The sequence below is a fragment of the Variovorax sp. RKNM96 genome, assembly GCF_017161115.1.
Taxonomy (GTDB): domain Bacteria; phylum Pseudomonadota; class Gammaproteobacteria; order Burkholderiales; family Burkholderiaceae_C; genus Variovorax.
Genome location: NZ_CP046508.1, coordinates 5,328,865 through 5,348,742, shown reverse-complemented (window position 1 = coordinate 5,348,742; position 19,878 = coordinate 5,328,865). Strand labels below are relative to the sequence as shown.

At 66.8% G+C, this 19,878-nt stretch carries 16 protein-coding genes; 12 read left to right on the top strand and 4 right to left on the bottom strand.

The genetic code is table 11. The features are described from left to right. Nucleotides 1-60 precede the first annotated feature (60 nt). The 6 genes from GNX71_RS24770 to GNX71_RS24745 all read left to right on the top strand — a co-directional run bounded on the left by GNX71_RS24770 (nucleotide 61) and on the right by GNX71_RS24745 (nucleotide 6,838). A complete protein-coding gene (locus GNX71_RS24770) occupies nucleotides 61-1,461 on the top strand; it encodes an NCS2 family permease (protein WP_241027047.1) in 1,401 nt (466 codons plus the stop codon). A gap of 109 nt (nucleotides 1,462-1,570) precedes the next feature. Beyond that, the gene (locus GNX71_RS24765; RefSeq protein WP_206174875.1) at nucleotides 1,571-3,106 is read left to right on the top strand and encodes an ABC transporter ATP-binding protein; all 1,536 of its coding nucleotides are present in this window, start codon (nucleotides 1,571-1,573) and stop codon (nucleotides 3,104-3,106) included. Then, on the top strand, nucleotides 3,099-4,241 hold the full coding sequence (locus GNX71_RS24760) for an ABC transporter permease (RefSeq protein ID WP_206174874.1): 1,143 nt from the start codon (nucleotides 3,099-3,101) through the stop codon (nucleotides 4,239-4,241). The genes GNX71_RS24765 and GNX71_RS24760 overlap by 8 nt, the downstream gene beginning before the upstream one ends. A gap of 1 nt (nucleotide 4,242) precedes the next feature. Then, the gene (locus tag GNX71_RS24755; protein ID WP_206174873.1) at nucleotides 4,243-5,163 is read left to right on the top strand and encodes an ABC transporter permease; all 921 of its coding nucleotides are present in this window, start codon (nucleotides 4,243-4,245) and stop codon (nucleotides 5,161-5,163) included. A 50-nt stretch (nucleotides 5,164-5,213) separates the two neighbouring features. Beyond that, on the top strand, nucleotides 5,214-6,386 hold the full coding sequence (locus GNX71_RS24750; protein WP_042582280.1) for a BMP family ABC transporter substrate-binding protein: 1,173 nt from the start codon (nucleotides 5,214-5,216) through the stop codon (nucleotides 6,384-6,386). A gap of 71 nt (nucleotides 6,387-6,457) precedes the next feature. Next, nucleotides 6,458-6,838 (top strand): hypothetical protein, encoded by a 381-nt coding sequence (locus GNX71_RS24745; protein WP_206174872.1) that lies wholly within the window; start codon nucleotides 6,458-6,460, stop codon nucleotides 6,836-6,838. 28 nt (nucleotides 6,839-6,866) lie between these two features. Here GNX71_RS24745 and GNX71_RS24740 read toward each other — a convergent pair whose 3' ends face one another. After that, nucleotides 6,867-7,685: a hypothetical protein gene (locus tag GNX71_RS24740; protein ID WP_206174871.1), complete on the bottom strand. Its 819-nt coding sequence runs from the start codon at nucleotides 7,683-7,685 to the stop codon at nucleotides 6,867-6,869. Between the two features lie 303 nt (nucleotides 7,686-7,988). Between GNX71_RS24740 and GNX71_RS24735 the strand changes: the two genes are divergently transcribed. Then, entirely contained in the window at nucleotides 7,989-8,738 is a 750-nt protein-coding gene (locus GNX71_RS24735) for an EAL domain-containing protein (protein WP_206174870.1), read from the top strand. A gap of 7 nt (nucleotides 8,739-8,745) precedes the next feature. On the opposite strand, the gene GNX71_RS24730 is transcribed toward GNX71_RS24735, so the two are convergent. The 3 genes from GNX71_RS24730 to GNX71_RS24720 form a co-directional block, all read right to left on the bottom strand. Next, on the bottom strand, nucleotides 8,746-10,632 hold the full coding sequence (locus tag GNX71_RS24730; protein ID WP_206174869.1) for an ATPase, T2SS/T4P/T4SS family: 1,887 nt from the start codon (nucleotides 10,630-10,632) through the stop codon (nucleotides 8,746-8,748). 93 nt (nucleotides 10,633-10,725) lie between these two features. Continuing rightward, on the bottom strand, nucleotides 10,726-13,767 hold the full coding sequence (locus GNX71_RS24725) for a PAS domain-containing protein (protein WP_206174868.1): 3,042 nt from the start codon (nucleotides 13,765-13,767) through the stop codon (nucleotides 10,726-10,728). A gap of 162 nt (nucleotides 13,768-13,929) precedes the next feature. Beyond that, complete coding sequence (locus GNX71_RS24720; protein ID WP_206174867.1) at nucleotides 13,930-14,817, bottom strand: LysR family transcriptional regulator; 888 nt, start codon at nucleotides 14,815-14,817, stop codon at nucleotides 13,930-13,932. A 77-nt stretch (nucleotides 14,818-14,894) separates the two neighbouring features. On the opposite strand from GNX71_RS24720, the gene GNX71_RS24715 reads away from it, so the two are divergent. Genes GNX71_RS24715 through GNX71_RS24695 form a run of 5 tightly spaced genes read left to right on the top strand, consistent with a single transcriptional unit; the run spans nucleotide 14,895 to nucleotide 19,865 of the window. Further along, entirely contained in the window at nucleotides 14,895-15,764 is an 870-nt protein-coding gene (locus tag GNX71_RS24715) for a CoA ester lyase (RefSeq protein WP_206174866.1), read from the top strand. A 39-nt stretch (nucleotides 15,765-15,803) separates the two neighbouring features. Then, the gene (locus GNX71_RS24710; protein WP_206174865.1) at nucleotides 15,804-16,793 is read left to right on the top strand and encodes a tripartite tricarboxylate transporter substrate binding protein; all 990 of its coding nucleotides are present in this window, start codon (nucleotides 15,804-15,806) and stop codon (nucleotides 16,791-16,793) included. Nucleotides 16,794-16,814: 21 nt separating this feature from the next. Next, a complete protein-coding gene (locus GNX71_RS24705; protein WP_206174864.1) occupies nucleotides 16,815-18,002 on the top strand; it encodes a CoA transferase in 1,188 nt (395 codons plus the stop codon). A 7-nt stretch (nucleotides 18,003-18,009) separates the two neighbouring features. Continuing rightward, nucleotides 18,010-18,906: an amidohydrolase family protein gene (locus tag GNX71_RS24700; protein ID WP_206174863.1), complete on the top strand. Its 897-nt coding sequence runs from the start codon at nucleotides 18,010-18,012 to the stop codon at nucleotides 18,904-18,906. Beyond that, nucleotides 18,903-19,865 carry a tripartite tricarboxylate transporter substrate binding protein gene (locus GNX71_RS24695; RefSeq protein WP_206174862.1) on the top strand — a complete coding sequence of 321 codons (963 nt, stop codon included), beginning with the start codon at nucleotides 18,903-18,905 and terminating at the stop codon, nucleotides 19,863-19,865. Before GNX71_RS24700 ends, GNX71_RS24695 begins: the two co-directional genes overlap by 4 nt. Nucleotides 19,866-19,878 lie beyond the last annotated feature (13 nt).

Here is a 19,878-nt window from a genome sequence, read left to right as displayed (position 1 = left end):
GCCGGCGTCGTGAGCGGGGCAACGATGAAACCGCCACTACAACAGCTGGAGACAAGCGAAATGAGTACGTTTGAAGAGGCGCCCAAAGGCGCTGAGCCCCGCATCCCGGGGCATGTCGAGTCCGCGCGTCCGCGTGCGGCTGTGGGCAGCGCAAGCGGCTCGGGTCTGCTTGAACGGGTGTTCAAGCTCAGTGCGCACAACACGACGGTGCGCACCGAGGTCATCGCAGGGCTCACCACCTTCCTCACGATGGCCTACATCATCTTCGTGAACCCCTCGATCCTCGGGGATGCGGGCATGCCCAAGGGCGCGGTCTTCGTGGCCACCTGCCTGATCGCGGCGCTGGGCACGCTGATCATGGGCCTGTACGCCAACTACCCGATCGCGATGGCGCCGGGCATGGGCCTGAACGCCTACTTCGCCTACGTGGTGGTGCTGGGCATGGGCTACACATGGCAAGTGGCGCTGGGCGCGGTGTTCATCTCGGGGTGCCTGTTCCTCATCGTCACGGTCACCGGGTTGCGGGAGCTGTTCATCGCGGGCATACCGCAGTCGTTGCGAACGGCGATCACCGTGGGCATCGGCATGTTCCTCGCGCTCATCGCCTTGAAGAGCGCAGGCGTCGTCGCCGCATCGCCCGCCACCTTCGTCACGCTGGGCGACCTGCACTCGCCGCCGGTGGTGCTGGCCACGCTGGGCTTCCTGGTCATCGTGACGCTCGACCGGCTCAAGGTGCGCGGGGCGATCCTGATCGGGATCATGCTGGTGACGGTGCTGTCGTTCTTCTTCGGCGGCAACAAGTTCCACGGCGTGTTCGATGCGCCGCCGTCGATCGCGCCCACCTTCATGCAGCTGGACATCCTGGGCGCGCTCAAGGGCGGCATCCTGAACGTGGTGCTGGTGTTCTTCCTGGTCGAGATGTTCGACGCCACCGGCACGCTGATGGGCGTGGCCAAGCGCGCGGGCCTGTTGGTGCCCGGCAAGATGGAGCGCATGAACAAGGCACTGCTGGCCGACAGCGGCGCGATCTTCGCGGGCTCGCTGCTCGGCACCTCGAGCACCACGGCGTACGTGGAAAGCGCGGCAGGCGTGCAAGCCGGCGGCCGCACCGGCCTCACGGCCGTGGTGGTGGCGCTGCTGTTCCTGGCCTGCCTCATGATCTCGCCGCTCGCGGGCTCGGTGCCGGCCTACGCCACCGCGCCGGCGCTGCTCTTCGTGGGCTGCCTGATGCTGCGCGACCTGGTCGAGCTGGACTGGGAAGACACCACCGAGGTCATCCCTGCTGCCGTGACCGCGCTGGCCATGCCCTTCACCTACTCGATCGCCAACGGCCTGGCCTTCGGCTTCATCACCTACGCGGTGCTGAAGCTCTGCACCGGCCGGGCACGGGAAGTGCATGCGATGGTGTGGGTGATCGCGGCGATCTTCCTGTTCAAGTTCGCCTACATCGGCGGACACTAAGAAGCTGAGTAGAGCGCCGTCGGGCGCCGATGGTTGCGGAAGCCGCTATTAAACTTATAGCTGCTTCCGCTTTGTTGCTGTTGAACGAGACAAACCCACGAAACCCGGCATGACAACCCCCAGACTCCAGCTCGCGCACATCACCAAGCGGTATCCCGCGGTGGTGGCCAACAGCGACATCTCGCTGGCCGTTGCCCCCGGCGAGATCCATGCCGTTCTCGGCGAGAACGGCGCGGGCAAATCGACGCTGATGAAGATCATCTACGGCTCGGTCAAGCCCGACGAAGGCACCGTCACCTTCGACGGCCAGGCCGTCAACCTGCGCAACCCGCAGCAGGCGAGGGCGCTGGGCATCAGCATGGTGTTCCAGCACTTCAGCCTGTTCGACACGCTCACCGTGGCCGAGAACGTGTGGCTGGGCCTCGACAAATCGCTGCAGCTCGCCGAGGTGGCCCGAAGCATCACCGCCAAGGCCAGCGAATACGGCCTGGACATCGACCCCTCGCGCCCGGTGCACACGCTCTCGGTGGGCGAGATGCAGCGGGTGGAAATCATCCGCGCGCTGCTCACCAACCCCAAGCTCCTGATCCTGGACGAGCCGACCTCGGTGCTCACGCCGCAGGCGGTCATCAAGCTCTTCACGGTGCTCAACAAGCTGGCGTCGGAAGGCTGCAGCATCCTCTACATCAGCCACAAGCTGCACGAGATCCGCGAGCTGTGCACCGCCTGCACGGTGCTGCGCGGCGGCAAGGTCACGGGCGTGTGCAATCCGCAGAACGAGAGCAATGAATCGCTCTCGCGGCTGATGATCGGCAGCGAGCCGCCGCCGTTGCAGCACCGGCCGGTGCACGCGGGCGCGGTGGCGCTGCGCGTGAAGGGGCTCACGCTGGCGCGCGAAGACCAGTTCGGCGTCGACCTCGACGGCATCTCGTTCGAGGTGCGCGCGGGCGAAGTGGTCGGCATTGCGGGCGTCTCGGGCAATGGCCAGAAGGAACTGCTCTACACGCTCTCGGGCGAGGACGTGCGCGCCGACGCCTCGATGGTCCAGGTGTTCGACAAGCCCGCCGGCCGGCTCAGGCCACGCGCACGCCGCGCCCTGGGCCTGCACTTCGTGCCCGAGGAGCGCCTCGGCCGCGGCGCGGTGCCCACGCTGGGACTCGCGCACAACCTGCTGCTCACGCGCAGCAATGCGGTGGGCAAGGGCGGATGGATCCGCACCTCGGCGCTCGAGAAACACGCCAAAAGCATCATCGAGCGCTTCAACGTCAAGGCCGGCGGCCCGAATGCGGCGGCGCGTTCGCTCTCGGGCGGCAACCTGCAGAAATTCATCGTCGGCCGCGAGATCGATGCCGACCCCAAGCTCTTCATCGTCTCTCAGCCCACCTGGGGCGTGGACGTGGGCGCGGCCGCGCTCATCCGCGGCGAGATCCTCGCGCTGCGCGATGCCGGCTGCGCGGTGCTGGTGGTGAGCGAGGAGCTCGACGAGCTGTTCGACATCAGCGACCGCCTGCATGTGATCGCGAAGGGCCGGCTCTCGCCCTCCATCGACCGCGCCGCGGCCACGCTGCCGCAGATCGGCGAATGGATGAGTGGGCTCTGGCAAGGCGCGACCAGCCAGACCAGCAAGGAGGCGGCCCATGCTTAAGCTCGAACCCCGGCCGGAACTCTCGCGCTTCTGGACCTTTGCCTCGCCGATCCTGGCGCTGCTCATCACGGTGCTGATCGGCGTGGCGCTCTTCGCTGCCCTCGGCAAGGACCCGGTCAAGGGCCTGATGGTGTTCTTCTACGAACCCATCAAGAACGGCTACGCGCTCGGCGAGCTGATGATCAAGGCGACGCCGCTGCTCATCATCGCGCTGGGTCTTGCGGTGTGCTTCCGCTCCAACGTGTGGAACATCGGCGCCGAGGGTCAGTTCGTGTTCGGCGCCATCGTCGCGGGCGGCGTGGCGCTCTTGGCCGACAAGAACACGGGTTCGTGGATCGTCGTCGCCATCCTCGTCGCGGGCACGCTCGGCGGCATGGTGTGGGCGGGCATCGTGGCGTTCCTTCGCGACAAGTTCAACGCCAACGAAATCCTCGTGAGCCTGATGCTGGTGTACGTGGCCACGCTGCTCCTGAGCTACATGGTCTTCGGCCCTTGGAAGGACCCGAACGGCTACAACTTCCCGCAGTCCAAGACCTTCGAGGCGGTCACGCAGATTCCGCGGCTCTTCAAGGGCTCGCGCGTGAGCATCGGGCTGATCATCGCGCTGGTGGGCGTGGGCGCGCTGTGGGTGTTCCTGTTCCGCACGCGCGCGGGCTTCGCGCAGCAGGTCGGCGGCCTCGCTCCGGCCGCTGCGCGCTATGCGGGCTTCTCGGCACGGCGCGCGGTGTGGATCGCGCTGCTCACCTCGGGCGGCGCGGCAGGCCTGGCCGGTGCGCTCGAAGTCGCCGGGCCGCTCGGCCAGCTCACGCCTTACGTGCCGGCCGGCTACGGCTTCGCGGCCATCATCGTGGCCTTCGTCGGGCGGCTGCATCCGGTGGGCATGGTGTTTTCGGCCATCCTCATGAGCATGTTCTACATCGGTGGCGAACTGGCGCAGTCGCGCCTCGGGCTGCCCAAGTCACTGACCGGTGTGTTCCAGGGGCTGCTGCTGTTCACGCTGCTGGCTTGCGACACACTCATCGCCTATCGCATCCGCCGCAAGGCGGCGGCCAAGGCCATTCTCACGACGAGTTCGCTGCAAGTCAGCACGCCGCTGACCGCGCCGGTTGCGCGTCCGACCGAAGGAGCCCTCTGACATGGACAGCTACGCACTCCTGCTCGGCTCGACGTTGAGCGCCGGCACCGTGCTCGCGATCGCGGCACTGGGCCTGCTGATCAACGAGAAGGCCGGCATCGTCAACCTCGGTGCCGAGGGCATGATGCTCTGCGCCGCCATCGCGGGCTTCGCGACGGTGGTCGTTACGCACAACCCCTGGCTCGGCTTCCTCGCCGGCATGGCCGCGGGCGCCTTGCTCGCGGCGTTCTTCGGCGTGCTGGTGATCTGGCTCAACACCAACCAGTACGCGACGGGGCTCGCGCTCAGCCTCTTCGGCGTGGGCTTCTCGGCCTTCGCCGGCATCAACTTCGTGCAGGCCAAGCTGCCCGAGAGCGTGCCGTATGCGATCCCCGTGCTGGCTGACATTCCGCTCGTCGGCCCCGCGCTCTTTCGCCATCACCCGATGGTGTATTTCGCGGTGGTGCTGACCGTCGGGCTCATCTGGTTTTTGTACCGCACGCGCGCCGGCCTCGTGCTGCGCTCGGTTGGCGAATCGCCAGAGTCGGCGCATGCGCTCGGCTACCCGGTGCGGCGCATCCGCTTCATGGCGGTGATTGCGGGCGGTGCGCTCTGCGGGCTGGCCGGCGCCTACCTCTCGACCGTCTACACGCCCCTGTGGGTCGAAGGCATGGTCGCGGGCCGCGGCTGGATCGCGCTGGCGCTCACCACCTTCGCCACCTGGCGGCCGATTCGCGTGCTGCTGGGCGCCTACCTGTTCGGCGGCGTCTCGATGCTGGGCTTCCACCTGCAGAGCAGCGGGGTGGACGTGCCGAGCCAGTTCCTCAGCATGCTGCAGTACATCGCGCCCATCGTGGTGCTGGCGCTGATCTCGCGCAACCCGGCGTTCATCCGTATCAACATGCCGGCTTCCATAGGGAAACCGTTCTACCCCGGCTCATAATCGCGTTTTTCGTTTTCCCGCCAACCCGTCCTTTTTGAGGATTTCCGACAATGAATGATCTGAACAAGCGCTCCCTGCTCAAGCTGGCTGCCCTCACGGCGGTCGCTTCGGCAGCCCTGATCGGCTGCGGCAAGAAAGAAGAAGCGGCAGCACCGGCCGCGGCCCCCGCGCCGGCCCCGGCACCTGCTGCAGCCGCGCCGGCTCCGGCCGCGCCGCTCAACATCGCATTCGCATACATCGGCCCGGTGGGCGACGGCGGCTGGACCTTCGCGCACGACAACGGCCGCAAGGCGCTCGAGAAGGAATTCGGCGACAAGATCAAGACCACCTTCGTGGAAAGCGTGCCCGAAGGCGCCGACGCCGAGCGCGTGTTCCGCGACATGGTCGGCCAGGGCAACAAGCTGATCTTCGGCACCACCTTCGGCTACATGGAGCCCATGCTCAAGGTCGCCACCGACAGCAAGGACGTGAAGTTCGAGCACGCCACCGGCTACAAGACGGCCGACAACATGCGCACCTACGACAGCCGCACGTACGAAGGCGCGTACATGGCCGGCGTGATCGCCGGTGCCATGACCAAGAGCAACACGCTCGGCGTCGTCGGCTCGGTGCCGATTCCCGAAGTGCTGCGCAACATCAACAGCTTCACGCTGGGCGCGCAGTCGGTCAACCCGAAGATCACCACCAAGGTCGTGTGGGTCAACGAATGGTTCAGCCCGCCCAAGGAAACCGAAGCGGCCACCGCGCTCATCAACGGCGGCGCCGACATCCTGTTCCAGAACACCGATTCGCCCGCCGTGCTCAAGACTGCACAAGAGAAGGGCAAGCGCGCCTTCGGCTGGGATTCGGACATGACCGCCTACGGCCCCAAGGCCCACCTCGGCTCGGCCACCATCAACTGGGCGCCGTACTACATCAAGGCCACGCAGGACGCGCTCGACGGTAAGTGGGCGACCGGCCAGGCCTGGTGGGGCGTGAAGGAAGGCGCCATCGACCTCGTCTCGATCGCCGAGGACGTGCCGGCCGAAACCAAGGCCAAGGTCGAGGAAGTGAAGAAGGGCCTGAAGGACGGCAGCTTCGTGATCTGGAAGGGCCCGATCCTCGGCCAGGACGGCAAGGAAGTGGTCGCCAAGGACGCGGTGGCCGACGACAAGTTCCTGACGGGCATCAACTTCTACGTGAAGGGCGTCGAAGGCAAGGTGCCGGGCGGCGACAAGAAGTAATCGCTGCGGCGATGCACACAGAGAGGGTCGCCCAGGGCGGCCCTTTTTTCATTCAAGGAAGGATTCGCACCATGAAGCTGATGTTCACCGTTGCGGGCGCCGCGTTGCTGTTGCTGTCGGCCTCGTCGTCGTTCGCCGCCGAGCCCGTGAAGTTCTCGAAGGACGAGAAAGCCCTTCAGAAGGCCGTCTCCGACACCGAGATGTGCTTTCACTTCGCGGGCGAGTTCAACGGCGACGGCTCCGCGCGCGACAAGGAAATCAACCGCATGCAGCGCAAGAACTGCAACAAGGCGGGCCAGCAACTGTTGCAGAAGGCGTATCGCGCGAACCCGCAGGACGCGCGCCTTTATCCGTCCGTGTTGATGCTCAACAGCCTGACCACAGAGTTCCTGTCGAAGGCCGAGGTGACCAGGTTGTGCGCGGTGTCGAAGACGGAACTGGTCTGCCCCTGAGCCCAGGGGCAGACTGCAACGCCGTGCCTTACTTCGGCGTGTAGGTGATCTTCGTGGCGGCAACCGTGCCAACGGTCTCGCCGACGCGCGTCACGAGCTTGAGCATCTGGCCGCGGTAGGGGCCGTCGGCAGCGATCCAGTTGTCCTGGTTTTGCACGAGATCCGATCCGTCCACCTGCCGGAAGCGACTGACCCCCGAGAACTTGCAGGCGCTGATGGCGCCCATGGGCGTGTCGAGCGTTTCGCGACCGACGTAGGTGTCGGTCCCCGAGATGGGCTGCTCGGAATTGCCCCCGGCGCTCACGGTCTTGACGACATAGTTGATGTCCAGCGTCTGGCCCGGCGACATGACGGGCATGGCGAATGTCGGCACGTTGGTGTTGGTACCGAGTCCGGGATCGGCATCTTCACCACCGTTGCGGGAGCCGTATCGCAGGATCTTTCCGTCCACGAAGTCGATGTACTGCCGGTCCGTCGCTTCCGAGTTGTTGAAGTAGTTGAAGCTGGTGCGCAGCAGCCGCACCGGGGTCGCGTCGGCGAAGGACTCGCGGGCGCGGGTGACCGTGGTCACGCGCTGCTTGAGCGTTTCGCCGTTGGAAGTGATGTCCAGTTCCACCACCGACGTGGTGCCCTCGTGCAGGTCGGCTTCGTTGAAGCAGGCTGCAGAGGAGGTGTTGTCGGGGTTGGGTGCCGGCGCGGGGGCCGGTGCTGGCGCTGGGGCCGGGGCCGGAGCGGGCGGCGGGACCAGCGGCACGGCCGGAAATCCGCCACCACCGCCATCACCACCTCCACCGCAGGCGGCCAGCGTCGCGGCGGCCACGGCCGCCAATAGAAATCTTGTGTTCATGAGCTTCCCTCTTTGTTCTAAAAAAGAAGCCCGGAGGTTTGGATTCGCCTCCGGGCGCGCCGAACTATGGCGCGGGAGCACCCATGTTCACCAGTGCCATAGGTCACGCAAACTTTGGTGTCTATGGCCTGCCGGTGCGCTTGCCCGCGGCCACGATTTCCGCTGTTGACGAGCTCGAAGCCCCCCTGCGGCACGATGCTGCTGCGACCCGATACGCAAGCGCGGCCGCCGAGAGTAAAAAAACGCTTACAGTGGTCGCCCCGCACTCCCGCCAGAACGCCTTCCCTCCGAACCGCGAGTCCCATGTCCGCGACAGCCCAAAACCTCGCCGATGCCAGCTTCCCCGGCTTCGGCTCGGCGTTCACCATGGCGTTCCAGCCGATCGTGGATGTCGCGCGGCGCGAGATCTTTGCGCACGAAGCGCTGGTGCGCGGCCTCTCGGGACAAGGCGCCACGGAAGTGCTCGCCGGCATCGATGCGTCGCAGCGCTTCGCGTTTCACGAAGCCTGCCGCGTGAAGGCCATTGAAATGGCGGCGGGGCTGGGCATGGCATCCAGGCTCAGCCTCAACGTGCTGCCCAACGATGTGGCCGGTCGGCCCGAGTGCTTTCGCACCGCCATGGCCGCCGCACAGCATTGCAATTTTCCGGTGAACCGCCTCATGTTCGAGGTCACCGAGGGCGAGCGGACGATCGACCTGCCCGGACTCGCGGCCGTCTTCCAGGACTTCAGGCGCCACGGCTTCACCTCGGCCATCGATGATTTCGGCGCCGCTTATGCCGGTTTCGGGATGCTCGCCGCGTTCCAGCCAGACGTCTTGAAGATCGACATGAGCCTGGTGCGGAACATCCATGCCGACCCGGTCCGGCTGGCCATCGTGAGAGGCTTCGTCGCCACCTGCGACGAGCTGCACATCCGGGTGATCGCCGAAGGCGTCGAGATACCGGAAGAGGTCGGCGCCCTTCATGCGCTCGGCGTGGACCTGTTCCAGGGCTACTTCTTCGCAAGGCCCGCCATTGCCGCATTGCCGGCGGTGGCATGGGGCACCGCCTAGGGCCTGCTCACAGGTTGCTGGTCGCGCGCACTTCCTCGATGGTCGTCTGCCCGGCCAGCACCTTCTCGATACCGTCCTGACGCAGCGTGCGCATGCCTTCGCGCAGCGCGGCCTCCTGCAGTTCCTCGGCACGCGCCCCGTTCTGCACCAGGCGGCGAAGCGTCCTGGACACCACCATGAGCTCGTGGATGCCGACGCGGCCCTTGAAGCCGGTGTCGCCGCAATGCGGGCATCCGGTGCTGGTGAAGGTGTGCAGACGACCGTCGTGCCCATGGCGTGCGATCCAGTCGCGGTGCACCGCCTCGCGTTCGGCGGGCGTGGCCTCCGCGCCGAATGCATGCATGTAGTCGGCCAGCAGTTCCTCGACCTTTTCGGGGCTCGCGGGGCTGCTGGTGGTGCACTGGGTGCAGAGGCGGCGCACCAGCCGCTGAGCCAGCACTGCCAGCAGGGAGTCGGCGAAATTGAAGGGGTCCATGCCCATGTCGAGCAGCCGCGTCACGGTCTCGGGGGCGCTGTTGGTGTGCAGCGTCGAAAGCACCAGGTGGCCGGTCAATGAAGCCTCGATGGCCGTCCTGGCGGTTTCCTCGTCGCGGATCTCGCCCACCATGATCACGTCGGGGTCGGCGCGCACGAAGGCCCGCAGGGCCTTGGCAAAGGTCCAGTCGATCCGCGGATTGACCTGCACCTGCCGCAGGCCCGCCTGCGTGATCTCGATCGGGTCTTCCGCGGTCCAGATCTTTCGCTCCGGCGTGTTGATGTGCATCAGCGCCGAGTGCAGCGTCGTGGTCTTGCCCGAACCCGTGGGGCCGACGCACAGCACCATGCCGTAGGGGCGCTCGACCGCCTGCGTGAACTGGGCGAGATTGCGCGGCGAGAGGCCCAGCGCGTTCATCGCGATGGGCCTGGCCGACGCAAGGATGCGCATGACCACGTCTTCCAGGCCGTTGTTGGTCGGGATGGTGGCCACGCGCAGCTCGATGCGGTGCTGCGGCGAGTACTTGCCGAAATTGATCTTGCCGTCCTGCGGCTTGCGCTTCTCGCTGATGTCCAGGTCGCACATGATCTTGATGCGCGCCACCACGGCGTTGCGATAGCTGGACGGAAGCTCCAGGTACGTATAGAGGCGGCCGTCGCGGCGAAACCGGATGCGGGTCTTCTCGTCGCCGGGCGAGCTTTCGACATGGATGTCCGATGCGCCCTCGCTGTGTGCCTCCAGGATCATGCTGTTGATCATGCGCACCAGCGAGTTGTCCGATTGCTCGATCGGCGCCTCGGTGCTGGCGATCGAGCGGCCTTCTTTCTCGAGCGTCTCGAGCAGTTCGCTGGTGCCGGCCATGTCGAACTCCAGCGGCCGCATCGGGTCGAAGCTGGCCGGGCGCACCGTCGCGGGATCCCCAAGCTTCTCGTAGGCCTTGTGCAGCACGCCGTCCAGGTCGAGGCATTTCCCGACCACCGGAATGACCTTCGCCTGGGCAATGAATTCCACCTCGTCGATGGCCGAACGCCGGTTCGAGGGATCGTCCAGCGCGAGGACCAGGCGGCCCTCGTGCAGCATCAGCGGCATCACCTGCAGGCGCCGTGCCGCGCTGTGGCCGATCTTGCGCAGGGCCTCGGCGGACGGCGCGAACAGGTGCAGGTTGACCAGCGGATAGCCCATCTTGTGCACCAGCGCCGTCTGCAGCTGGGCGCGGTTGATCATGCCCATGCGCACCAGCGTCTCGCCCAGCGGCACCTTGGGGGCGAGTTGCTGCTGCGCCAGCCCGCCGCGCAACTGCGCTGCGGTGATCATGCCCAGTGCCATCAGCGCCTGGCCGATCTGCGCAATCGGCGTGCGGGTCTGGGCATCGAGTTCGGCCAGCAGTTGTTCCGGTGTGGTGACTTCGGCGGATGGCATGGAAGGGGTCTCCTGTTCTGGTTTCTCTGCGCCCGCGTGCATGACGCGCATTGGCGTCGAGCGGTGCTGCGGCCGCGGTTCAAAGGCAAAGGATCAATCGGAAAATTCGAACCTGTTCCTTCCCGCTGACTTGGCCGCGTACAGCGCGCTGTCCGCATGTGCCAGCAATTCCTCGGCCGTGACCGGCGCGTCGCCGCCCTGGCGGAACGCGATGCCGAGGCTCGTCGTGACCTGCAGCAGCTGGCCGTCGAGGCGAAACGCGGGCGTGCGAATCTGCGCAAGGATCTTCTGTGCAACCGCTGCCGCCGCCTCCCGCGCAGGCAGGTTTTCCAGCACGACGACGAACTCGTCTCCCGCCAGCCGCGCCACGGTGTCGGTGGCGCGCACGCTGGACCGCAGGCGATTGGCGTATTCGGCCAGAACGCTGTCGCCGCCTGCGTGGCCCAGTGTGTCGTTGATGGTCTTGAACGCGTCGATGTCCAGGAACATCAGGGCCATCGCGTTTCCGGTGCGCTGCGCACGCAGGAGCGCCGCGGGCAGGAGTTCGTTGAAGGCGAGCCGGTTCGGCAGGCCCGTGAGCGTGTCGAGCCGGGCCAGCTCGATCAGTTGGCTCTCCACCGCTTTCAGGGCCGTGATGTCCAGGCACAGCGAGAAGATGCCGTGGGTGGATCCGTCCGCGCCGATGTCGGGCACCAGGCTGACGCGTGTGACGCGGTCCGCGCCGCCGGTTCCGGTCTGGTCCTCGAACTCCACGCGCTCGCCGGCGAGTGCCCGGTCGATCATGGCCTTGCGCTTGCGGTACACGCCGGCGCCCACCACGTCGTGAAGCGGGCGGCCCAGCAGTTGGGAGGGTTCGAGCCCGAGCCACTCGCGATGGGTGGCATTGGCGAAGGTCACGTTCTCCTCGCGGTCGATGTAGGTGATGAGCGCAGGCAGGTTGTCGGTGATGGTGCGCAGGCGGTTCTCGCTGTCGGCGCGCTGCAGCTCCGCCTCCTTGAGCGCGGTGATGTTGAAGGTCATGAGGTAGAAGCCCAGGACGCGGCCGCCCAGGTCCTTGTCGGGTACCAGGTGCGCCTGGAAGTACCCGTCCTTGCCGTGCAGCGGCGCATGAAGCGGAAAGCGAACCTGCTTGCCCGCGAGCACCACCGGGATGTAGGGCGCGTGCTGTGCGTACATCGATGCGCCCAGGGCCGAGCGCAGCGTGACGCCGTCCAGCGGAAGGTCGCCATGGCCTGCCATCTGCCGTGCGCGGCTGTTGGCGTAGAGGCAGTTTTCCCCGGTGTCGAAATAGCCGACCAGCGCGGGAATGCTGTCGGTCACGTCGCGCAGCCGCTTCTCCTGCTCGGTCAGGGCCTTGCGCACGTTCACTTCATCGGTGATGTCGAAGGTCATCGCGAACACGCCCTGCACCGCGCCGCTGGCGTCCTGGTCGGGAATGTAGTGGGCCTTGTAGGTGCGCTCGCCGATGCCGCGCGCAGGATCGCCTTTTTTCTCGATGACCACGGTCTCGCCGGCCAGCGCCCGCCGGATGTAGGGCTCGACGATGGCGAAATCCGCCGCGCCGCGCGCCTCGGGCATCGACTGGCCGACCATCGAATCGTTCTGGTGCAGCGCCCGGATATGGGCGTTCACGAAGGTGTAGTTGAGCGATGCATCGACATGCGACACCAGCGCAGGAATGTTGTCCGCAATGATGCGGACCTTCGCCTCGCTGTGCGCCAGGCTGACCTCGATGCGCTTGCGCTCCGTCACGTCGAAGGTCATGGCGTAGTAGCCGCGGTACTGCCCGGCGTTGTCGAGGTCGGGAATCAGGTCGGTCTGGAAAAAGCGCTCTTCCGCGCCGGGCCCCGACGTGTCGCGGCGCTCCAGGCTGACCGATTCACCCGCCGCCACGCGCTGCAGCCCCGCTTCGAGGGCCGCGTCGTCACCGGGGCTGCGCATGCTTTGCACCGGCTGCCCGATGAGCTGCGCGGCGCTCTGGCCCAGCTTCTCGCACAGGCGGGCGTTCACGAACGTGTAGCGGCCCTGCGCGTCGGCATGCGACACCATGGCCGGGAGGTTGTCGGTGATGTCGCGCAGGAACTTCTCGTCCGCCTGCCGTTGCCGCATCAGCCGGTCGAAGGTGCGCGAGAGGTCGCCGATTTCATCGTTGGTGTAGGTGCGCAGTGCCGCCACCTCGGCCGGTGCGGCTTGCGCATCCAGCATGTGCCGGTGCAGCGCGGTAAGTGGCTTGAGCTGCTGCCGCACGACGCCCAGCGCGATCGCACCCGCCAGCAGCGCGAGCACGAAGGCCCCGGCCCAGGCGGCGCGCTCGATGGCATCGACGTGCGCAAACGCCTCGTCGCGCGGATACATGGCGCCCATGATCCAGTCCGCCTGTCGCAGGCGCCTGAACGCATAGAGGCCGTGCACGCCGGCCCGATTGACGCCTTCGGTCGCGCCCTCGAAGCCCGCGATGGCGCGCTCTATCTCGGGGTTGCGCGCCGTGTCCGGGCTCGCCGCTTCGAGCACGCGCTCTTCGCGGGGATGGTCCACGATGACGCCGTTCGTCGTGGTGATGAACAGGTACCCCGTATCGCCGAACCTGACACTCGCAAGCTCGCCCAGGATGTTGCGCTCCTTCAGGTTGATGGAACCCGAGATCACGAACTGCACGCGCCCGGCGCTGTCTAGCACCGGCTCGGTGATGGCAACTTGCGCCAGGCCGTTCAACCGGTTGCGGTAGGGCTCCGAGATCACGCCCGCCTTGGAGGCCACCGTGTCCCGGAAATACGCGCGATCCTTGACGTTCACCTTGCGGACCTGGCTGGCGTTGTTGAGGTTGGCTACCAGGTTGCCATCCATGTCGATGAAGGCCACGTTGTCGAACGCCTCGTGCAGCGACACGTGCCGTTCCAGAAAAGCCTGCAGCGGCGCCGCATCCGGCAGCCTGAGCGCCTCCGCGCTGTCGCCGAAAGTCTTCAGCAGCGTGCGCCGGCTGACGAATTTCTGGTCAACCGCATCCGCCAGGGCCGTAATGCGCGCGAACTCCTCCTGGGCAATCGACTCCCGCATGCTGGTCTTGACGAATTGCAGCGCGATCGTGGCAACGGCAAACGTGGCTGCCAGCACCACTGCAGCAACGCCGAGGCTCATGCGTGTGTTCAGACCGATGCGGAATTTTCTGGAACCTGATGGATTCATTGACCTGCATAGTGCATCGCAACCAAGGAACTGGTGCAGGCCCGCAAGTTAGGCGTTCCGGGAAAGAAGCGCAAGTAGCCATTCACCTGATCGGGCGTAGGGCGCAGGGTGTCTTCAGGTCGGCGTGCCTTTCGTCTCGATCACGCATGCTGCGCTGTCGACGAAGCCCCGGATCAACCGCTGTCGGGGCGACGCCCGCAGCCACAGCACGCCGAAACGCCGCGGCTCCGAAGGCAGCGGCAGCGGGATCTTCGCCACGCGCTGGCCTTCGAGCAGCGGCGATGCGATGTCGGGCACCAGCGAAACGCCCAGTCCGCGGTCGACCATCATCGCGATCGCCAGCAGCGAGCTGAGCTCGAAGCGCTCCTGCGGCACGATGCCCGCGGCGCGGAGGTACCGGTCGGCCTGCTTGCCGCCGCCCAGCGCCCGGTCGTAGCGGATGAGCGGCGAGGTGCGCAGCAGCTCGTGCGGATCGCGCCTGGCGAGCCGGCTGGGCGCGAGCAGCACCAGCGGCTCCTCGCGCAGCAGCGACCAGTCGAAGGTCTTGGCGAGCACATAGGGCGGGTAGAGGCACACGGCCGCATCGAGCTCGCCCTGCTGCACCGCCTTGTGGAGCGTGGCCGTCGTGCCGGATTGCAGGAACACCTTCACGCCGGGATGCGTCTTCACGAAGCGCGCGAGGATGTCCGGCAGCAGGCTGTGGATGGCCGTGTTGATGGTGCCGACGAGCAGCTCGCCGCCGGCCGCGTCGCTGTTCAGCAGCGTCTTGATGTCGCCCACCTCGCGCAGCAGGTTGCGCGCACGCTGCACCAGCAGGTGCCCCGCCTCGGTCGGCTGCACCGTGCGGCCCGCGCGTGCGAGCAGCGGCGCGTTGAGCTCGCGCTCCAGCGTGCGTATTTGCTGGGCCACGGCAGCGGGGGTCAGGTCAAGCCGGCGCGCGGCCTCCGACATCGAGCCCGACTCCACCACCAGAAGAAAGCTTTGCAGGTAGGCTGTTTCCATGAAAGATAGATTTTCTATGATCTGATCATAGGGAGCATGTGTTTTTCTTTGCTCAGGCGCTGCGCACACTGCGGCGCATGAGAAGCAAACTGTTCGTTCCCGGAACGCGTCCCGAGTTGTTCGACAAGGCGTTGGGCGGCGCGGCCGATGGCGTGTGTTTCGACCTGGAAGATGCGGTGTCGGAGCCGCGCAAGGGCGAGGCGCGCGATGCCGTGCGGCAATTGCTGCAGGGCGGCGAGCCGGCCGCATCGGGCAAGACCGTGATCGTGCGCGTCAATGCGATGGACACGCCGCATTTCGCGGCCGACATCGCGGCGGTTGCCCAGCCCGGCGTTCACCTCATCAACATTCCGAAGCCCGAGAGTGCGGCGCATGTGCGCGCGGCGGTCGAGGCCATCGAGCGTGCCGAGCAGGCCAACGGCGTGCGCACGCCCATCGGCCTGCTGCTGAACATCGAGGCGCCTTCGGCCTTGCGCACCGCAGCGCAGCTTGCATTGGCCCATCCGCGCGTGGCGGGCCTCCAGCTGGGGCTCGGCGACCTGTTCGAGCCGCTGGGCATCGCGCGTCGCGAGCCGGCCGCCATCCAGCAGGCGATGTTCGCGATGCGCATCGCCGCGGGCGAGGCGGGCGTCTATGCCTACGACGGCGCGTTCGCGGACATCCGCGATGCCGATGGGTTTCGCGCCGAGGCCATGCTGTCGCGCAATCTCGGCTTTCTCGGCAAGACCTGCATCCACCCGAGCCAGATCGCGATCGCCAACGAGGTGTTTCGGCCCACCGACGAAGAAATCGCCCACGCCTGCAAGGTGGTCGAGGCCGCCCGCCACGCCGATGCCAAGGGCGTGGGCGCCTACGTGGTCGACGGAAAAATGATCGATATCCCTTTCGTGATCCGCGCACGCGCCATCGTCGCGAGCGCGCGCAGCCTGGGCCTGCTGCCAGGCTGAGCTTTCCGCTTTCTTTAAAAAAATCAGGAGACAAGACAGATGAAGATTTCCCCGTCATTTCGCCTGCGCGCGCTCGCAGTGGCCGCCGTCGCCGGCGGATGCCTGCTGAGCGGCAGCGCGTTCGCGCAGGCCGCGTACCCGACCAAGGCCATCACCATCGTCGTGCCCTATCCGGCAGGCGGCTCGAACGACACCTTCGCACGGCAGGTGGCCAAGGAACTGGGCGAAGAACTCAAACAACCAGTGATCATCGACAACCGCCCCGGCGCGAGCGGCAACACCGGCACCGGACAGGTCGCGAAGGCCGCTCCCGACGGCTATACGCTCGTTGCCGTGTCGTCGAGCATGACGACCAACGCGGCGGTGCAGTCCAAGCTGCCATTCGATCCGGTCAAGGGCCTCGCGCCCGTAGCCATGTTCGCCAAGGGCCCGTTCATCGTCGCGGTGAACAACGACTTTCCCGCCAAGACGCCGGCCGAACTCATCGCCGCCATCAAGGCGAAGCCGGGGCAGTACAACTACGCGTCGTCCGGCTCCGGCAGCGTCAACCAGTTCGGCACCGAGCTGCTCAAGGCCAAGGTAGGCGACCTGCAGATCGCGCACATCCCCTACAAGGGCATGGGCCCGGCCGTGACCGACCTGATCGGCAACCAGACGCAGCTGCTGATTTCGAGTGGGCCGTCGCTGCTGCCGATGGTGCGCGCCGGCAAGCTGCGCGCGGTCGGCATCACGAGCTTGAAGCCGAGCCCGATCGCGCCCGATCTCACGCCGATTTCCACGGCCGTGCCCGGCTATGAATTCGAACTCTGGTGGGGCCTGCTGGCACCCGTAGGCACGCCGCCCGATGTGGTGGCCAAGCTCAACGGCGCGGTCAACAAGATCCTCGCCAAGCCCGAGATCACCGCCAACTTCCTGCGCGAAGGCGCCATTGCCACGCCGCTCACGCCCGCGCAGTTCGGCACGGTCATTGCCGAGGACGTCGAGCGCTGGAAGAAGCTGGCCAAGCAGCAGAACATCACCGCCGACTGACGATTGAGGAAAGAAGGATCCATGAGCTTCGACGCCGACAAAGACGACACACGCCTGCCCGCGCGCAGCGGCCCCGCGGGACCGTTGAGCGGCCTGCGCGTGCTCGACCTGAGCGCCTACATCGCGGGGCCGTACGGCTGCTCGCTGCTGGCCGACCAGGGCGCCGAGGTCATCAAGATCGAACCACCCGCGGGCGACAACCTGCGCAAGTACCCCTCGACGCTCGAAGCCGAGAGCCGCGCCTTCATCGGCGTGAACCGCAGCAAGCTCGGCGTGGTGCTCGACCTGAAGAATGCAGAGGACCTTGCCGCGCTGATGGCGCTGGTGCGCACCGCCGACGTGCTGGTGCACAACTTCCGGCCCAGCGTGCCGCCGCGGCTGGGCATCGCGTACGACCAGCTGAAGGCGATCAATCCGCGCCTCATCTATTGCAGCCTCACGGGCTATGGCGAGACCGGCCCGCTGCGCGAGAAGGCGGGCTACGACCAGGTGCTGCAGAGCATGACCGGCATGTGCGCGCTGCAGGGCAAGCGCGGCGAGCCGCCCGAGATCATCTACGGCTCGGTGGTCGACTACTACGCGGCCGCATTGGTGGCGGCCGGCGTGGCCTCGGCGTTGTACGAGCGCGAGAAGAGCGGGGAAGGGCAGTTCGTCGGCGTGTCGCTGCTGCGCTCCGCGCTCACGATGCAATCGGCGCGCATGGTGTGGGCCGAGGGCGAGCCGAAGGACGTGGGGCGCGACATGCGCTCGGGCGGCATCACCGGCCTGCATCCGACGCGCGAGGGCCACCTCTACATCTCGGCCAACACGCCGCACTTCTGGCAGGCGCTGTGTGCCAAGGTGGGCCTGCCTGAGCTCGCGGCCGACGAGCGCTACGACTCGGTGCGCAAGCGTGCGCAGCACTTTGCGGAGATCGTTCCGCGCCTGCGCGAGGCGCTGGCTTCGCGCACCGCGCTCGAATGGGAAGAACTGTTCGGCGAGGAGGTCCCTTGCGCGGCCGCCCGCACAGTCGAGGACATGTTCGACAACGAACAGGTGTTGGCCGAGGACATGGTGGCGAACTTCGCGCATCCCACGCTCGGGTCGTATCGCGGATTCACGAGAGCGGTGAAGTTCGGACGCACGCCCGGCCCCGAGCCCTTCGCCGCGCCAACGCTGGGGCAGCACACCGACGAGGTGCTGATGAAGACCGCGAACGCGGCAGACTGATACGCGCATGGACGTCGTCTATCCCAACAGCAGTGGCACGCGCCCACCTGCCAGCGTGGCGCCGGTGGGCGCGTGCGATTCGCACATGCACATCTACGACCGCCGTTTCGCGCTGCACGGCTCGCCGGACGCCATGGTCGACAAAGCCACCGTCGACGACTACCGCCTGCTGCAACAACGCATCGGCACGCAGCGCACGGTCGTCGTGCAGCCGCGCGTGCACGGCACCGACAACAGCGTGACGCTGGACGCCATCCACGCGCTCGGCCCCACACAGACGCGCGGTGTCGCGGTGCTCCACCCCGACGTGAGCGACGCCGAACTGGAGCGACTGCACGCAGGCGGCATTCGCGGCATCCGCTTCACGCTCTACACACCGGCCAATGCGGCGACCGATTTCTCGATGGTCGAGCCGCTCGCGCAGCGTGTGCATGCGCTCGGCTGGCATGTGCAGCTGCACTGGAGCGCCGATCAGATCGTGGCGCACGCGGACCTGCTCGCGCGCCTGCCGTGCACGATCGTCTTCGACCATCTCGCGCGCCCGCCGCTGCCCGATGCGCTTTCGCATCCCGCGTTCGACGTGGTGAGCCGGTTGCGCGACAACGGCCATACGTGGGTCAAGCTCTCCGGCCCCTACCTCGACTCGAAGACCGGCGCGGCGGGTGGTTACGCCGACACGACGGCCATCGCGCAGGCCTGGGTCCGCCAGGCCCCCGAGCGCGTGGTGTGGGGCAGCGACTGGCCGCACCCGACCGAGCCCATTGCCAAGCCCGACGACGCGGCGCTGTTCGACCTGCTGAGCCAATGGGTGCCCGACGAGGCCACGCGCCATCGCGTGCTCGTCGAGAACCCGGCGCTCCTCTACGACTTTCCAGAAACGACAAAGACCGAGACATCCGAATGACGAAGAGACGCCTCCTGAAATCGATTGCCGCGCTGGCCGCGTGCGCCCCGTTGCTCGGCTGGGCCGCGTGGCCCGACAAGCCCATCCGCATGGTCGTGCCCTATGCCGCGGGCGGCGGCGCGGACAACACCGCGCGCGTCGTCGCGCAGCAGATGAGCGCTGCGCTCGGCCAGCAGATCGTCATCGACAACAAGCCCGGTGCGGGCGGCGTGATCGGCGAGGACAACGTGGCCAAGGCACCTGCCGACGGCTACACCGTGCTCTACGACGCCTCGGCGTTCTCGGTGAACCCGTCGCTGCGCAAGTTGCCGTTCGACGCGGCGAAGGATTTCATTCCCGTCTCGCTCGTGGCCACCGCGCCGCAGATCTTGGTCGTGCCCGCCACCGCGCCGTACAAGACGGTGGCCGAGTTCCTCGACTTCGCGCGCAAGAACCCCGGCAAGCTGAGCTTCGCCTCGGCCGGCGGCGGCACCGGCTCGCACCTGGCGGGCGAGGCGCTGAACGAGCAGGCCAAGGTCAACCTGATGCACGTGCCCTACAAGGGCGGCGCGCCCGCGCTGACCGACGTGATGGGCGAGCAGGTGTCGGCGTATTTCGGCAACGTGGCCTCGACGCTGGGCTATGTCAAGTCGGGCAAGCTGCGCGCGCTGGCGGTGAGCTCCAGCAGGCGCGTGAACGGATTGCCCGAGACGCCGACGCTCGCCGAGTCGGGCCTGCCGGGCTACAACGTGGTCGAGTGGAACGGCGTGTTTCTGCCTAAGGGCACGCCGGCGGATGTCGTGCAGCGGTTGGGCAAGGCGGTACAGGCGGCGGTCAACGATCCCACCGTGAAGCAGAAGCTGCTGCAGTTCGGACTGGAGCCTGCGGGCACGACGCCAGAGGCGTTCGCGAAGTTCGTGCAGGACGAGACGGGGCGGGTGAGTGCGTTGGTGAAGGCGCGCAATATCCGCGTGGATTGAGCGCGGCCGTGGA

Excerpts from the sequence above, each read along its gene's own strand:
- GNX71_RS24715 (WP_206174866.1), top strand. The coding sequence starts at position 14,895 with ATGAGAAGCAAACTGTTCGTTCCCGGAACGCGTCCCGAGTTGTTCGAC.
- GNX71_RS24770 (WP_241027047.1), top strand. The coding sequence starts at position 61 with ATGAGTACGTTTGAAGAGGCGCCCAAAGGCGCTGAGCCCCGCATCCCG.
- GNX71_RS24765 (WP_206174875.1), top strand. The coding sequence starts at position 1,571 with ATGACAACCCCCAGACTCCAGCTCGCGCACATCACCAAGCGGTATCCC.
- GNX71_RS24755 (WP_206174873.1), top strand. The coding sequence starts at position 4,243 with ATGGACAGCTACGCACTCCTGCTCGGCTCGACGTTGAGCGCCGGCACC.
- GNX71_RS24705 (WP_206174864.1), top strand. The coding sequence starts at position 16,815 with ATGAGCTTCGACGCCGACAAAGACGACACACGCCTGCCCGCGCGCAGC.
- GNX71_RS24735 (WP_206174870.1), top strand. The coding sequence starts at position 7,989 with ATGTCCGCGACAGCCCAAAACCTCGCCGATGCCAGCTTCCCCGGCTTC.
- GNX71_RS24710 (WP_206174865.1), top strand. The coding sequence starts at position 15,804 with ATGAAGATTTCCCCGTCATTTCGCCTGCGCGCGCTCGCAGTGGCCGCC.
- GNX71_RS24720 (WP_206174867.1), bottom strand. The coding sequence starts at position 14,817 with ATGGAAACAGCCTACCTGCAAAGCTTTCTTCTGGTGGTGGAGTCGGGC.
- GNX71_RS24695 (WP_206174862.1), top strand. The coding sequence starts at position 18,903 with ATGACGAAGAGACGCCTCCTGAAATCGATTGCCGCGCTGGCCGCGTGC.
- GNX71_RS24740 (WP_206174871.1), bottom strand. The coding sequence starts at position 7,685 with ATGAACACAAGATTTCTATTGGCGGCCGTGGCCGCCGCGACGCTGGCC.
- GNX71_RS24730 (WP_206174869.1), bottom strand. The coding sequence starts at position 10,632 with ATGCCATCCGCCGAAGTCACCACACCGGAACAACTGCTGGCCGAACTC.
- GNX71_RS24725 (WP_206174868.1), bottom strand. The coding sequence starts at position 13,767 with ATGAGCCTCGGCGTTGCTGCAGTGGTGCTGGCAGCCACGTTTGCCGTT.
- GNX71_RS24745 (WP_206174872.1), top strand. The coding sequence starts at position 6,458 with ATGAAGCTGATGTTCACCGTTGCGGGCGCCGCGTTGCTGTTGCTGTCG.
- GNX71_RS24700 (WP_206174863.1), top strand. The coding sequence starts at position 18,010 with ATGGACGTCGTCTATCCCAACAGCAGTGGCACGCGCCCACCTGCCAGC.
- GNX71_RS24750 (WP_042582280.1), top strand. The coding sequence starts at position 5,214 with ATGAATGATCTGAACAAGCGCTCCCTGCTCAAGCTGGCTGCCCTCACG.
- GNX71_RS24760 (WP_206174874.1), top strand. The coding sequence starts at position 3,099 with ATGCTTAAGCTCGAACCCCGGCCGGAACTCTCGCGCTTCTGGACCTTT.